The 13553-nt window shown below is 70.4% G+C and carries 14 protein-coding genes; 10 read left to right on the top strand and 4 right to left on the bottom strand.

The window, feature by feature from the left end; genetic code table 11:
- Window positions 1-192 precede the first annotated feature (192 nt).
- From ABD296_RS36975 to ABD296_RS36985, 3 genes are all read right to left on the bottom strand, one after another.
- Window positions 193-834 (bottom strand): TetR/AcrR family transcriptional regulator, encoded by a 642-nt coding sequence (locus ABD296_RS36975; protein WP_344278514.1) that lies wholly within the window; start codon window positions 832-834, stop codon window positions 193-195.
- Window positions 835-909: 75 nt separating this feature from the next.
- A complete protein-coding gene (locus ABD296_RS36980) occupies window positions 910-1803 on the bottom strand; it encodes an aggregation-promoting factor C-terminal-like domain-containing protein (protein WP_344278517.1) in 894 nt (297 codons plus the stop codon).
- A 102-nt stretch (window positions 1804-1905) separates the two neighbouring features.
- Window positions 1906-2442 (bottom strand): MarR family winged helix-turn-helix transcriptional regulator, encoded by a 537-nt coding sequence (locus ABD296_RS36985; RefSeq protein WP_344278519.1) that lies wholly within the window; start codon window positions 2440-2442, stop codon window positions 1906-1908.
- Window positions 2443-2734: 292 nt separating this feature from the next.
- Here ABD296_RS36985 and ABD296_RS36990 point away from each other — a divergent pair, with 292 nt between their 5' ends.
- The 10 genes from ABD296_RS36990 to ABD296_RS37035 all read left to right on the top strand — a co-directional run bounded on the left by ABD296_RS36990 (window position 2735) and on the right by ABD296_RS37035 (window position 12720).
- Window positions 2735-3538: an MlaE family ABC transporter permease gene (locus tag ABD296_RS36990; RefSeq protein ID WP_344278522.1), complete on the top strand. Its 804-nt coding sequence runs from the start codon at window positions 2735-2737 to the stop codon at window positions 3536-3538.
- Complete coding sequence (locus tag ABD296_RS36995) at window positions 3538-4392, top strand: ABC transporter permease (RefSeq protein ID WP_344278525.1); 855 nt, start codon at window positions 3538-3540, stop codon at window positions 4390-4392. The genes ABD296_RS36990 and ABD296_RS36995 overlap by 1 nt, the downstream gene beginning before the upstream one ends.
- A complete protein-coding gene (locus ABD296_RS37000; protein WP_344278528.1) occupies window positions 4389-5447 on the top strand; it encodes an MCE family protein in 1059 nt (352 codons plus the stop codon). Before ABD296_RS36995 ends, ABD296_RS37000 begins: the two co-directional genes overlap by 4 nt.
- On the top strand, window positions 5444-6520 hold the full coding sequence (locus tag ABD296_RS37005; RefSeq protein WP_344278531.1) for an MlaD family protein: 1077 nt from the start codon (window positions 5444-5446) through the stop codon (window positions 6518-6520). The genes ABD296_RS37000 and ABD296_RS37005 overlap by 4 nt, the downstream gene beginning before the upstream one ends.
- Window positions 6520-7551, top strand: coding sequence for an MlaD family protein (locus ABD296_RS37010; RefSeq protein ID WP_344278534.1), 1032 nt, complete (start codon window positions 6520-6522; stop codon window positions 7549-7551). The genes ABD296_RS37005 and ABD296_RS37010 overlap by 1 nt, the downstream gene beginning before the upstream one ends.
- Window positions 7551-8597, top strand: coding sequence for an MCE family protein (locus ABD296_RS37015; protein WP_344278537.1), 1047 nt, complete (start codon window positions 7551-7553; stop codon window positions 8595-8597). Before ABD296_RS37010 ends, ABD296_RS37015 begins: the two co-directional genes overlap by 1 nt.
- A complete protein-coding gene (locus tag ABD296_RS37020) occupies window positions 8594-9691 on the top strand; it encodes an MCE family protein (RefSeq protein WP_344278540.1) in 1098 nt (365 codons plus the stop codon). The genes ABD296_RS37015 and ABD296_RS37020 overlap by 4 nt, the downstream gene beginning before the upstream one ends.
- A complete protein-coding gene (locus ABD296_RS37025) occupies window positions 9688-10989 on the top strand; it encodes an MCE family protein (RefSeq protein WP_344278543.1) in 1302 nt (433 codons plus the stop codon). The genes ABD296_RS37020 and ABD296_RS37025 overlap by 4 nt, the downstream gene beginning before the upstream one ends.
- A gap of 25 nt (window positions 10990-11014) precedes the next feature.
- Entirely contained in the window at window positions 11015-12130 is a 1116-nt protein-coding gene (locus ABD296_RS37030; RefSeq protein WP_344278546.1) for a hypothetical protein, read from the top strand.
- 98 nt (window positions 12131-12228) lie between these two features.
- Window positions 12229-12720 (top strand): MarR family winged helix-turn-helix transcriptional regulator, encoded by a 492-nt coding sequence (locus ABD296_RS37035; protein WP_344278549.1) that lies wholly within the window; start codon window positions 12229-12231, stop codon window positions 12718-12720.
- A gap of 191 nt (window positions 12721-12911) precedes the next feature.
- On the opposite strand, the gene rpsD is transcribed toward ABD296_RS37035, so the two are convergent.
- Window positions 12912-13517: a 30S ribosomal protein S4 gene (gene rpsD, locus ABD296_RS37040; RefSeq protein WP_344278552.1), complete on the bottom strand. Its 606-nt coding sequence runs from the start codon at window positions 13515-13517 to the stop codon at window positions 12912-12914.
- Between the last annotated feature and the right edge of the window lie 36 nt (window positions 13518-13553).

Consider the following 13553-nt stretch of genomic DNA (forward strand, 5'->3'; position numbering starts at 1 on the left):
GCCGCGTCCTGGGCGGCGCCGCAGGAGCCTCAGGCGCAGGCGGCGCCGCCTGCCGAGGGCGTCCCGAGGCTGGAGTGGCGGGAGCCCGAACCGGCGCGCCCGGCCCGCCGTCGCCGCAGGAGGCACGCCCGCCGCGGCCCGCGCCTGGCGCTGCTGCCCGCCCGGGCCCGCTGAGGACCGGGCGGGGCCGTGTCAGCGGGCGAGCCGGATCAGGATGCGGCACACCTCGTCGATGATCTCGGCGGCCTCCGCCTCGCCCTCGGCGGTGGCGATCTCCCGCCCGGCCTCGCCGATCACGGTGGTCAGCACCAGGCTGAGCACCTGCCCGGCGCGGCCCGCCGGGGTGCCGGACGTGCCGCGCAGCAGCTTGGTGTTCTGCGCGATCCAGTGCTGCGCCCGGCTGCGCCGCATCAGCGACGAGCCGGACGGCCCCTCGCCGCCGTGGAACAGCCGGGCCGCCTCCCGCCGCTCCCAGCACACCTGCAGGTAGGCGCGGGCGCCCGCGATGAACAGGGCGATCGGGTCGTCCTCGCCGGCCTTGCGGGCGGCCGACACCGCCCGCGCGGCGCTCTGCTCCTGCTCTTCGGTGAGCTCCTCCCACAGCGCCACGTACAGCCCGGCCTTGCCGCCGTAGTGGTGGTACAGGCTGCCGACGCTGATCCCGGACCGCTCGACGATCTCGGCGATGCCCGCGTCGGCGTAGCCGCGGTCGGCGAACACCCGCTGCGCGGCCGCCAGCAGCGACTGCCGGGTCGCGTCCGCGCGCGCCCACTGCCGTCCGGCGCCGCCGGCCTCACCCGCGCCGCCCGCCGGGCGCGCCCTGCTCGTGGTCATCCCCACATCGTGCCCGGATCGCGGCCGGGCCACCAGCAGGTGGCACCGGCGGCGCGCTCGCTACGGGCGGCCCGCTCAGTACCAGTGGTGGGCGGACCACCAGGACCACGCGCCGCACGGGTCGTGGTAGCGGGCCTTGATGTAGCCGAGGCCCCAGGCGATCTGCGTGGGGGAGCTGGTGCGCCAGTCGGAGCCCGCACTGGCCAGCTTGGAGCCGGGCAGCGCCTGCGGGATGCCGTACGCGCCGCTGCCCGGGTTGGTGGCCCGCTCGTTCCAGCCGCTCTCGTGGTTCCAGAGCGTCAGCAGCGAGGACCAGCAGTTGCCCCAGCCCTTGGCCGCGTTCATCTTCTTGCCGTACGACTTGTTCTGCGCGGCGCTCGGGTTGGACTTGGCGAGCCGCTCCTTCTCCTGCTCGGCCTTCAGCTTCGCGCGGGCCGCCGCGTCCTTCTTGGCCTTCTCCTTGAGCTTCTTCATGTACGCCTGGTGCTCCTTGTAGGCGCGCTCCTTGGCCGCCGCGATGGAGTCGGCGGTGACGGCGTCCATGTCGAAGCCCTGAAGGTGGGCGAGCATGTCGTTGGTGGAGACCGGCCCGTTCGCGGCGGCCTTCGGCGGGTCGGCCTCGCCCAGCACCTTGTCCCAGTCGACGAACGCCACGCCGCCGGCGAGCACGGCGATGCCCGCGACGGTGATGGTGACGTTGTGGGTGAGCAGCCGCCAGGCGCGGCGCCGCTTCCCGGGACGGTAGCGGTCGGGCAGCGCCCGCTCGTCGCCTCCGTACGGACCCGATGGGCCGGACGCGGCGAGCGCCTCCAGGTCCTCGGGGGACTGCCTGGGCGCGGGGACGCGGGCCGCCCGGCGGCTTCCGGCGTCCCGCTCACCGCCCCGCCGCCGTCCGCCGCGCCGCTGCTCGGAGCGGGCGCGGGCGGAGGCGGAAGCGGTACGTCTGCGCGTGCCGTGACTCTGTGGCATAGGAGAAGACTGCCTTATCGCCCGGGTCTTGTGTTGCCTATGACGATGTACGCAGGCGACGTCACGCCCGGTTCATCACCGCCCCGCCGGGTTCGCCGGGGCTCAGAGCTCGAGGTCGCCGGCCGCGAGCCGGGCCGGCTGCAGCGCCTCGAACAGGTCGCGGTGCATTCCCTCGAACGGCGCGAGGGCGCCGGCCGGGTCCTCCAGCGCGAGGTTCGCGGCGTTCACCTGCTCGCGCCCCGCCGCGGTGATCTGGACGAGCGTGGCGCGCCGGTCGCTCGGATGGCGGGCCCGCTCGACCAGCCCGCCGGCCTCCAGTTGGTCGACGGTCAGCTTCACCGTCGTCGGATGCATCATCAGGATCCGGCCGAGCGTGCTCAGCCGGGCGTTGCCGTTGCCGATGAGCGCCAGCGTGGTCAGCAGGAAGTAGCCGGTACGGCTCAGCCCGAACCGTTTCAGCTCGGTGTCCAGCGCCTTCTTGAGCATCTGGTGCAGCCGCTCGACCGAGCTGATCGCCATGAACGGCCACGGCCCGCCGGCCATGCCCTGCCCGGCCCAGCGGTCCCTGATGCCGGTGACCAGCGGGTCCACGCCGTCCTCCCGGGCTTGTTCCGCGCCTCGTCGCGCCTCGATTCGCACCCGGGAGATCGTAGCTTCGGACAAATCATGATGTAAGTACTCGCTTCTTAGAACTTCTTCCAATAGAGTGCTCCAGATCACAAGCGGGACGAGAGCGTCCGTGTGACCCTGATGGTCCTGTGAGTGATACCGGTCTCGACCGAGACCATGGTGGCGCGGAACACCAGCGGGACAACAGCGGCGCCCCCGTGGTAGGGCAGGGAACCGGAGTATCGGATGGGCGCCGACGTCCGAGAACGAAGGAGGCTGGAGTGACCCTTCACGCACCCCCCGCGGGGGAGGGCACCGGCTGATGGCCCTGAGCCTGACGAAGGCCCCGGACCTGGCACGCAGACGGGTCGAGCGCGCGCTCGACGAGACCGGGCTGCTGTGCGTGACCCTCCTGGAGGGGCTGCGCCGCACCTGGGACCTGCGGCAGTGGTGGGGCGAGTTCGTCGAGCAGTGCTGGTTCCTCGCCCGGGTGACCAGCGTGCCGGTGATGCTGATCGCGGTGCCGCTCGGCGCCACCATCTCGCTGCAGGTGGGCGACATCGCCCGGCAGCTCGGCGCCCAGTCGGGCACCGGCGCGCTGCTGACCGCCGCGATGATCCAGCAGGTGGCCCCGCTGGCCGCCGCGCTGCTGGTCTCCGGCGTCGGCGGGTCCGCCATCACCGCGGACATGGGCGCCCGCAACATCCGCGACGAACTCGCGGCCATGGAGGTCATGGGCATCAACCCGATCCACCGCCTGGTCACCCCCCGGCTGTGGGCGGCGAGCATGGTCTCCGGTCTGCTCTGCTCGGTGGTGATCCTGGCGGGCGTGCTCGGCGGCTACTACTTCAACGTCATCCAGCAGGGCGTCAGCCCGGGCGCGTTCTTCGACGGCGCGACGACCCTGCTGCAGTTCTCGGACCTGATGATCACCCTGTTCAAGGCGTGGATCTTCGGATTCATCGCCGCCGCGGTCGCGTGCTACATGGGCATGAACTGCGACCTCGGCCCGGTCGGCGTCGGCCGGGCGGTGAACAGGGCGGTGGTGGTCACCTCGATCGTGGTGTTCGCGACGAACTACATCCTCACCATGATCTACCAGGTTCTCTTCCCCCCGAGGTTCTGATGGTCGCCATTTCCCCCGTACGCAGGCTGGGCCGGGCCTTCAAGGGCCGCACGGCCGGGCTGTCGGCCTCGGCCAACCTGCCGATCTTCCTCGGCCGGGTGCTGTACCACCTGCTCTTCGACATCGTCATCCGGCGCAAGTACGGCAAGACGCTGGCCAAGCAGGTCAGCGACATCACCGTCGGCGTCGGCGCGCTGGTGATCGGCGGCGGCATGATCTTCGTCATCGCGACGATGTCGCTGGCCACCGGCGCGATGGTCGGCCTGCAGGGCTATCCCGGGCTGGAGCGCATCGGCGCGGAGGCGTTCACCGGGCTGGTCGCCAGCTACTCCAACGTCCGCGAGGTCACCCCGATCATCGCGGGCGTGGCGCTGGTCGCGCAGGTCGGCACCGGGTTCACCGCCGAGATCGGCGCGATGCGGATCTCCGAGGAGATCGACGCGCTGGAGGTCATGGGCATCAACTCGCTGGCCTACCTGGTGTGCACCCGGGTCGCCGCCGGCGTCATCGCCCTGGTCCCGCTCTACCTGGTGTCGCTGTTCATGGCGTTCTTCGCCACCCGGTTCATCACGATCCAGTACTTCGGGCTGTCGCCCGGCATCTACGACTACTACTTCCACCTCTACCTGCCGCCGATCGACGTGTTCTACAGCGTCATCAAGGTCGCGATCTTCGCGTTCATCGTGATGTTCATCCACTGCTACCGCGGCTACTACGCCTCGGGCGGCCCGGTCGGCGTCGGCGTCGCCGCGGGCCGTGCCATCCGGGAGTCCACCATCCTGATGATCCTGATGAACCTGCTCCTGTCGTACATCTTCTGGGGCCACGGCAGCACCGTGAGGCTGACCGGATGAGCGACGAGAGCCTCTCCAGCCGGTCCCGGACGGTGTTCGGGCTGGTCGGCGCCGGTGTGATCGCGGCCGCCGCGATCGTCGTCGCGATCGCGAGCACCCCGTCCCACGCGGGCTCGACGTACTACGACGCGACCTTCGGGACCGCCGGCCAGGGCCTGGACCCCGGCAAGTCCGACGTGAAGATCCGCGGCATCGCGGTCGGCACCGTCGAGCGCCTCAAGCTCGACCGCAACGGCCGGGTCACCGTCCGGATCCGCGTCGACAAGGGCGTCCGGGTCGCCGACACCGCCAGCGCGACGATCGAGCCCGTCTCGGTGTTCGGGCCGAAGGACCTGGTGCTGAACCCCGGCCCGCACGAGGTGACCGGCCCGTACCTGAAGGACGGCGGGACGGTCCAGAAGACCGCCGACCCGCAGGACCTGTCGCAGACGGCGTGGCCCGCCTACAACCTCACCAAGGCGATCAACCCCGACGAGGTGGCGACGATCCTGCACACCCTCGGCTCCGGCCTGTCGGGTGAGGGGCCGGCGGCGCGCCGGCTGATCCAGAACGGGTCGACGGTCGTGGACGCGACGTACAAGGACCGGGCGTACATCCAGGCGCTGCTGAACGACATCAACGGGCTGTCGGGCACGCTCGCCGCGCACGGCGACAACGTCACCCGCTTCACCGGCGACTTCAACACGCTGTCGAAGGTGATCAACGAGAAGCCGGACAAGATCAACCAGCTGCTGGCGCAGGCGAGCGAGCTCGGCGACACGGTCGGCACCACGATGCGCGGGCACGGCGCGAACCTCGGCAAGATCATCGACAACGTCGGCGGGGTCGCCGCGACGGTGCGCTCCGAGAACGACAAGCTGCCGGTGCTGATGGACAGCCTGAACGGGTTCTTCGCCCTGCTCTCCAAGATCATCCGGATTCCGGGGCCGGAGGGCACCACGATCGCGCAGGCCAAGGAGGCACTCTCCCTCGACCTGTGCCAGATCTTCATCGACGTGTGCACCACCGACCCGTTCCAGCCGAAGGGCAAGACGACGGCGGGAGGGCGGCCATGAGCCCGGTGCTCGGCCGGACCGCCCGCGGCCCGGACTACGCCACGATCCTGAAGTTCGTGGTCTTCCTCATCGTGACCGTGCTGCTGACCTTCTACATCGGGCAGCAGATCCTCGGCACCAGCTTCAACTCCCGCTACAAGCTGACCGCGACGTTCGACGACGTCACCGGCCTGCTCACCGGCGACCAGGTGAAGGTGGCGGGGACGCCGGTCGGCCAGGTGAAGAGCATCAAGGTGGTGCGCGGCAAGGCCGTGGTCGGGATGGCGGTCGACAAGGACGTCCGGCTGCCCGCCGACTCCACCGCCGCCGTCCGCTGGCGCAACGTGATGGGCCAGCGCGTCATCTACCTGGAGCCGGGCTCCAGCCCCGGGAGGCTCGGCAACGGCGACCGGGTGCCGCACACCCGGTCGGTGGTGGACCTCGGCGAGATCCTCAACAGCCTCGGCCCGCTCACCCAGAGCCTGGACCCGAACCAGATCAACAAGATCCTCTTCGCCTTCTCGCAGGCGCTGGACGGCAACGAGCAGAACATCTCGCTGCTGACCGACAACCTCGACGTGCTGCTGAAGACCTTCGAGGCCCGCCGCGACACCATCAAGGGAATGATCGACAACTACGAGACGGTCAGCGGCGCGCTCGCCAAGCGGGACTCGCAGATCTCCGCGAGCGTCGACAACCTGGCCTCGCTGACCGGCGTGTTCGCCGACAACCGCAAGCTGCTGGAGAACGCGGTCGTGCAGATCTCGGGCGTCACCACCAACCTGAACGCGGTGCTCGGCGGCAACGACGCGCAGCTCGGCCGCATCATCGACAACCTCGGCAAGTTCAGCGAGACCTTCCAGCTGAACGTCGACCAGCTGGAGAAGATGGTGCAGCAGCTGCCGCTGACCCTCCGCGAGCTGTTCGCCGCCGCCAACGGCGGGCACTTCCTGCGCACCAACGCGCTGTGCCTGAACATTGTGCAGGGGCCGTGCCCCTTCCCGATGCAGCTGCCGAAGGCGCCCGGCACCAAGGAGCCGTCCAAGCAGGACCTGTCCAAGCTCAAGGCGATGCTGACGGGGAGTGGCGGCTGATGGCGCTCAAGTCCCTGCGGGACGTCAACCAGAAGGTCGTCGCGATCGTGACGCTCGCGGTGCTCGCCGTCGCGCTGATCTTCGCGTTCGCGATCGGGCAGCTGCACCTGTTCGACCAGGGCTACACGATGAGCGGCTACTTCTCCGACCAGGCCGGCCTGAAGAAGGGCGACGACGTGCGCGTCGCCGGCGTGAAGGCGGGCCGGGTCACCGCGGTGGAGCCGGACTTCGCGCACGGCCGGGTCCTCATCAGCTGGCACGTCAACGCCGGCATCGACCTCGGCCGCGACACCCGCGCGGAGATCGAGACGACGACGCTGCTCGGCGGCCGCTACCTGAAGCTGTCCGGGCCGGTCGCCAAGCCGTACCTGGCGAGCCTGCCGGAGTCCCGGCGGCGGGTGCCGCTGGAGCACACCGGCGTCCCGTTCACCGTCCCCGAGGCGCTGGAGAACACCCAGAACATCGTCGGCAAGCTCGACGAGAAGAGCATGACCAAGCTGCTGACGGAGGTCTCGGCGATCAAGTCGCCGGGCGCGGTGAAGCTGCACCGGATCCTGGAGAACATCCAGGACCTGTCGCGCACGCTCAACGACTCCTACCCGCAGATCCAGAACCTGATCGAGGCGAGCAAGACCATCACCGGCACGCTCGCGGCCAAGGACGACAAGCTCCGGGAGATCATCGACGCCAGCCAGGTGCTGCTGCAGTCGCTGGTGAACCGGCGCAACGAGCTGGCCGCCACGATCGGGCAGGGCAGCCGGACCGTGCGCACCCTCGACAACGTCATCTCCAGGAACCAGAAGAAGCTGGACACGCTGCTGGACAACCTGCACCTGCTGACGACCCGGCTGGCCCCCAACATGGACGCGCTGAACACCGACTTCTCGCTGCTCGGCCCGACGTTCCAGCAGGTCGCCAACCTGAAGGGCAACGGGCCCTGGATCGAGGGCGTGCTCACCGGGCTCGGGCCGATCCAGCCGCCCGGCCCGATCTCCACGCGGCGTTCCCCCGCCGGAGAGGGAGGCAACTGATGGGCCGGCTCACCCGGGTCCCCCGGACGACCAGGCTGGGCGCCGCCGCGATCGCGCTGGTGCTGGCCGCCGCGCTCGGCGGCTGCTCGCTCGGCTCGTCCGGCGGGAAGCGCGAGATGACCGTCTACGTGCCGAAGGCGCGCTCGTTCTACCCCGAGTCGAAGGTGCTGGTGATGGGCACCGACGTCGGCCGGGTCGACACGGTCGAGAAGCAGGGCGACAAGATCAAGGTGACGTTCCACATCGACCGGGACGTCCCGCTGCCGCAGGGCGTGCAGGCCTCGATCGTCCCGCTGAACCTGGTGGGGGAGCGCAACCTGGTGCTGCACCCGGCGTGGAGGCCGGGGCAGCCGAAGGAGACCTCGAACGTCATCCCGGAGAACCGGACCTCGGTCCCGGTCGAGGTGGACGACGCGCTGAACTCCTTCACCAACCTGGCGAACGCGCTGGACCCGTCGAAGATGCAGACCGCGCTCGGCAAGGCCGCCGACTCCGTCAACGGCAACGGCAAGGAGTTCAACGCCACGCTGGAGCAGAGCGCCCGGCTGGTGGAGAACGTCGCCGGGCAGGACAAGGACCTGATCGAGGTCGCGCAGAACCTCAGCAAGATGGCCGGGGTGGTGCGGGGCCGCGAGCAGGTGCTCGGCACCATGATCCAGGACTTCGGGCAGGCGACGCAGGTGCTCAGCTCCGAGCGCGGCGACCTCCAGGAGCTGATCAGCGCGGTGCTGGACCTGTCCAAGAACGGCAACAAGCTGATCCAGAAGTACAAGGGGCAGCTGCCCGACGACCTCGCCGTCCTGACCCGGGTCGCGCTGGTGCTGAAGGGCAACGCCAAGCAGCTCGCGCAGCTGCTGAACGTGCTGCCGGGCGTCAGCGACGCCCTGATCGGCGGCTACGGCAAGAAGGACAAGTCGCTGCACATCCGGTTCGCCACCGACGCGTTCGTGCGGACCTGGCTGAAGGGCCTGATGGACTCCGACGAGGTCGCCTGCCCGCTTCCCGAGCCCAACTCCAACTGTCCGTGGCAGAACGGAGGCAAATGATGGGCAGGAAGGTCGTCTTGCTCGTCCTCGCCGTGGTCCTCGCCGTCTCCGGCTGCAACTACAAGACGGTCGGCGCGCCGAAGGGGCACCTCACGCTCACCGCCGACTTCAGCGACGTGCAGGGTCTCGTCGCCGGCCACAGCGTGAAGATGTCCGACATCACGGTCGGCAGCGTCACCAAGGTGCAGCTGGACGGCTACCGCGCCAAGGTGACGCTGTCCATCAAGGACGGGATCAGGATCCCGCAGGGCACCCGCGCCGAGATCAAGGTGACGTCGCTGCTCGGCGAGAACTTCGTCGACCTGCAGATGCCGCCGGGCGGCAGCATGGACCGCGGCCCGTTCCTGGCGAACCACGCGGCGATCGGGCAGACCAGCGTGCAGCCGGCGTTCGAGCAGGTCGTCGGGCAGGCGGGCCCGCTGGTGCAGGCGCTCGCCGGCAACGACGTGGCGACGGTGGTCAACGCCGGCGCCACCGCGCTCGACGGCAACGGCACCAAGCTCAACACCACGATCGCCAAGGCGACGAGCCTGCTGAAGCTGGTCGCCGACCAGCGCGTGCAGCTCGGCGAGTCGGTCGACCACCTCGCCAGGCTCGGCCGGTCGCTGGCCGCCGGGGACGACGCGCTGAGCGAGGCGCCGGTCCAGCTCGAGCGCACCACCCGGCTGCTCAACGAGGACAAGCAGAAGATCCTCAAGACGGTCTCCACGCTGACCGAGGCCGCCCGCCAGCTGAACGACAAGGTGCTGGAGGGGCGGGTCGCCCGGTTCCGCAAGCTGCTGAACGACCTCGACCCCGTCCTCGCGCAGCTCGGCAACAACCGGACCCGGCTGACGAACCTGGTCAACGGGCTGGTCACCTTCAGCGACAAGCTGCCGAAGGCCAGCTATGACGGCCAGCTGCTGCTGTACCCGCTGCTGAACATCGTGTGGCCGGACGGGACGCCCGTGCTCGGCGGCGACCAGCCCGCGAAGAAGAAGACCAAGGCGTCGGGCGGCTCGGGCGGAACCGGCGGCACGGGCGGCACCGAGCTGCCCAAGCAGTTCAAGACCGCGTTCCCGGACCTCGACAAGATCCTGCAGGGGCGGCAATGACCAGGCGAGTGACGATCAACCTGGCGGTGTTCGGCGCCCTGGCCGTGATCATGGTCGTGTGGGCGTTCCGGAACGTGGTGCACTTCGACTTCATCGAGCGGCCGTACCACATCACGGTCGAGTTCGAGTCGTCGCCGGGCCTGCACCCGGGCTTCGAGGTCGACTACCTCGGCCTGCGGGTCGGCAAGATCGACTCGGTGAAGCTGCAGAAGACCAAGGTCGTCGTCCGGCTCGACATGGAGCGCGGGGTGAAGATCCCGCGCGGCGTCACCGCGGCGGCGGCCCGCAAGTCCGCGGTCGGCGAGCCGGTGGTCGAGCTGACCCCCGGCCCCGGGCAGGCGGGCGCGGCGCCGATGCGACCCGGCACCGTCATCCCGGTGTCGCAGACCAAGGTCCCGCCGAAGTACAGCGACCTGTTCGGCGCGGTCATCAAGTCCCTGGACGCCATCAACCCCGACGACGCGAAGGTGCTCACCCACGAGCTGTCGGAGGGGCTGGCGGGCCGCGAGGACTCCATCCGCCAGATCGTCAACGGCGGCGACCAGCTCACCCAGACGTTCGCGCAGAACACCGAGCTGCTGGACGGGCTGACCAAGGACCTCGGCAAGATCACCAGCGTGCTGAACCGCAACCGCGGGGCGCTCGGCGCCGGCATCGACAACGTCGCGGCCCTGACCTCGGCCCTCGCCCAGATGCGCGGCCAGCTCGCCGAGCTGCGCGACACCGGGCCCGGCCTGCTGTCCACGGTGAACGGCCTGCTGGACGAGATGGGCCCGAACTTCGACTGCACGGTGGACACGCTCGGCAACTGGGGCATCTCCGCCTACAACCCGAACTACCTGTCCGACCTGAAGACCACGCTGGCGGTCGCGCCGCAGCTGAAGACCGTCCTGGACAACGTGATCGGGCTGGACCAGGGCAAGCCCGTGCTGAACGTCATCTTCGAGATCACGCTGAAGCGCCAGGCGGCGCTGGAGTACAAGTACCCGCTGCCGCAGCCGCAGCTGGCCAAGGTGCCGACCTGCGCCGGAGGCCGGACGCCCGCGCTGGGCGTCAAGCAGAACACCTACCGGGCGAAGAACCCGGGCGACGTGATCCCCACCCACGATCCCGCGCTCGACAAGCCGCTGAAGGCCCAGAACGCCGCGAACAACGGCAAGGACTCTTCTGGTGGGCCGCCGGTTTGGCTAGTGTACATTCCCCCGGTTCTGGCACTGATGGTGCTGATCAGGGTCATGATGGGCTCGGTGCCCGTGGTGTCCCGCCTGTCCCGGCTTCGCCGCCGCGGCAAGGACTGACCCCAATCCCCGTAGGAGTACCGAAGTGACAGCCAAGACCACCAAGGAAGCCGCGGACGCCGCCCGGGAGCGCGACCCGGCCGACGAGGCCGACGAGGTCGAGGCGGTCGCGTCCGCGCAGGACGAGGCGGTCGAGGAGGCGGCGGCCCCGGCGGCCGAGGCGTCGGAGCCGGAGGAGGCGTCCGAGGCGGAGGAGGCGTCCGGGGCCGAGGAACGGCCGGCCGCCGCCAAGCCCAAGCGCAAGCGGCGGGTCCGGGTCATCGAGGTCATCGACGACGATGACGACCTCGAGGACGTCCTGGAGGCGATCGAGGCCGAGGAGGACGAGGACGAGGAGCCCCCCGCCCGTCCGGCCAAGGCGGTCAAGACGGCCAAGCCCGCGGCGAAGCCTTCGGCGAAGGCGTCCCCGGCCCGGCCCGCGGCGGCGGCGAAGCCCCGTCCCGAGCGGCTCGAGCCCCCGGAGAAGGCCGCCGCGGAGATTCCGGCGGCCGGTCCCGTCCGCAAGGTGGGCCCGTTCTCCTACACCCCCGTCCGAGCGCCGAAGGAGCGCGCCGAGGGGCCCGCCCTCGGCCGCGTCATCGCGACGGTCCTCGTGGTCGCGCTGCTGGCGAGCCTCGCGATCTGGCAGTGGAGGCGGGCGAGCGGCATGGCGTCCGACAAGGACGACCGGGCCGCGGTGTCCAAGGTCGCGCTCCAGTACGGCGACGTGGCGTTCAACTACAACGCGACCAACTACCAGGCGCAGGCGGCCAAGGCCGAGAAGCTGATGGCGGGCGACCTGCTCGACAGCTTCAAGCAGTCCACGCTGCCGGGCCTGACCGCCGCGTTCAAGGCCGACGCGAAGGTCGGGATGTCGTCCAAGAGCAGCGACGCCTTCGTCGGCAGCGTGAGCAACAAGTTCGCCACGGTGGTCGTCATGGTCGACATCGGCCTGCAGACCAAGGACGGTCAGGTGAGCCAGCCGGCCACGCTGCTGCGCCTCGCCCTCGCCAAGATCGACGGCAAGTGGAAGGTCACCAAGCAGTACCCGTCCGGCGTCAACGACAACAACCAGAACCAGACCGGCAACGGCCTGGTCCCCGGCAGCAGTGCCGCGTCGCCGTCGCCGAGCACGAGCCCGAGCAAGAGCGGCAAGCCGTAGCACCGGCGCTCGCCGCGTCCGCGCCCCGCACGGTGGAAGCCGCGCGGGGCGCGGCGCGTTGTGCGGAAGTGTCGGAGGGGGCGGGCAGAATGTCGACGGTGACGGAGCGTACGGTCTCAGGCGGCGGCACGCGGGTGCCCGACGAGGTGATCCACGAGTTCGGCGCGCTGCTGTCCGCCGCGGCCCTGCTGGAGCGCATCGCGGGCCGCGAGCTGGAGCGCCGCTGCGGCATCCGGCACGCGGTGTTCGAGGTGCTGCTCCGGCTGTCGGACGCCGGCGCGGACTGCCCCGACATGGGCGGGCTGGCCGGCGAGCTGATCCTCACCAGCGGCGGCATGACCCGGCTGGTCGACCGGATGCAGGAGGCCGGCCTCGTCCGCCGCCGCGCCGCCGCCGGCGACCGCCGCCGCCACCTCGTCGAGCTGACCGACGCGGGCCGCGCCAAGCTCGACGAAGCCCTGCGGGTGCACGCCGAGACGCTGCGCGCGCACTTCGCCGCGCCCCTCACCGACGACCAACGCCACCACCTGGTCGCGGCCCTCCGAACCCTCCGCACCACCGCCCGCAAAGAACTGGGCGACCTCCGCTGAGTCTCCCAGGGGGACGACCCCCTGGAACCCCCGTCAACGGTCGACAGGCTGTTTCCCGCTCCGCTGGCGCTCCGCGCGAAACAGCCTGTCGCCCGGCGGGCAGGCCCGCTCCGCTCGCTGCGCTCGCTCCGCGTGCCTGCCCGTGACCTGTGGCTGAGGTTCAAGCGGCCAGGGGGTCGTCCCCCTGGGAATCAGCGGGAGTAGTGCTCGACGACGAGTTGTTCGTCGCAGATGACGGGGATCTCGGGGCGTTCGGGGAGGCGGGCGAGCCGGGCGGCGAGGGCGTCGTGGCGGACGTCGAGGTAGGGCGGCACGGAGTCGGTGTGGCCGCCGGCGGCGGCGATCTGGAAGGCGTCCATCGCGCGGCTGCGCTCGGCGACCGTGATGACGTCGCCGGGGCGCAGGCGGAAGGACGGGCGGTCGACGCGGCGGCCGTTCACCAGGATGTGGCGGTGCACGACGAACTGGCGGGCCTGGTAGATGGTGCGGGCGAAGCCGGCGCGCAGGACGAGCGCGTCCAGCCGGCGTTCGAGGTCGACGAGGAGGGCCTCGCCGGTCTTGCCGCCGGCCTTGGCGGCCTTGGCGAAGGCGTTGCTGAGCTGGGCCTCGCGGATGTTGTACTGCGCGCGCAGCCGCTGCTTCTCGCGGAGCCGGACCTTGTAGTCGGTCTCCTGCTTGCGGGCGCGGCCGTGCATGCCGGGCGGGTAGGGGCGGGCCTCGAAGTACTTGACGGACTTGGGGGTCAGGGGGATGCCGAGGGCTCGGGATAGGCGGACCTTGGGGCGGGGGTTGTTCATGGCGCTCCTCAGTGGTTAGGTAAGCCTTAGTTAGGC

Origin of the sequence: Actinomadura napierensis (assembly GCF_039529375.1) — a bacterium.
GTDB classification, from domain to species: domain Bacteria; phylum Actinomycetota; class Actinomycetes; order Streptosporangiales; family Streptosporangiaceae; genus Spirillospora; species Spirillospora napierensis.

Excerpts from the sequence above, each read along its gene's own strand:
- ABD296_RS36975 (WP_344278514.1), bottom strand. The coding sequence starts at position 834 with ATGACCACGAGCAGGGCGCGCCCGGCGGGCGGCGCGGGTGAGGCCGGC.
- ABD296_RS36980 (WP_344278517.1), bottom strand. The coding sequence starts at position 1,803 with ATGCCACAGAGTCACGGCACGCGCAGACGTACCGCTTCCGCCTCCGCC.
- ABD296_RS36990 (WP_344278522.1), top strand. The coding sequence starts at position 2,735 with ATGGCCCTGAGCCTGACGAAGGCCCCGGACCTGGCACGCAGACGGGTC.
- ABD296_RS36995 (WP_344278525.1), top strand. The coding sequence starts at position 3,538 with ATGGTCGCCATTTCCCCCGTACGCAGGCTGGGCCGGGCCTTCAAGGGC.
- ABD296_RS37000 (WP_344278528.1), top strand. The coding sequence starts at position 4,389 with ATGAGCGACGAGAGCCTCTCCAGCCGGTCCCGGACGGTGTTCGGGCTG.
- ABD296_RS37005 (WP_344278531.1), top strand. The coding sequence starts at position 5,444 with ATGAGCCCGGTGCTCGGCCGGACCGCCCGCGGCCCGGACTACGCCACG.
- ABD296_RS37010 (WP_344278534.1), top strand. The coding sequence starts at position 6,520 with ATGGCGCTCAAGTCCCTGCGGGACGTCAACCAGAAGGTCGTCGCGATC.
- ABD296_RS37015 (WP_344278537.1), top strand. The coding sequence starts at position 7,551 with ATGGGCCGGCTCACCCGGGTCCCCCGGACGACCAGGCTGGGCGCCGCC.
- ABD296_RS37020 (WP_344278540.1), top strand. The coding sequence starts at position 8,594 with ATGATGGGCAGGAAGGTCGTCTTGCTCGTCCTCGCCGTGGTCCTCGCC.
- ABD296_RS37025 (WP_344278543.1), top strand. The coding sequence starts at position 9,688 with ATGACCAGGCGAGTGACGATCAACCTGGCGGTGTTCGGCGCCCTGGCC.
- rpsD (WP_344278552.1), bottom strand. The coding sequence starts at position 13,517 with ATGAACAACCCCCGCCCCAAGGTCCGCCTATCCCGAGCCCTCGGCATC.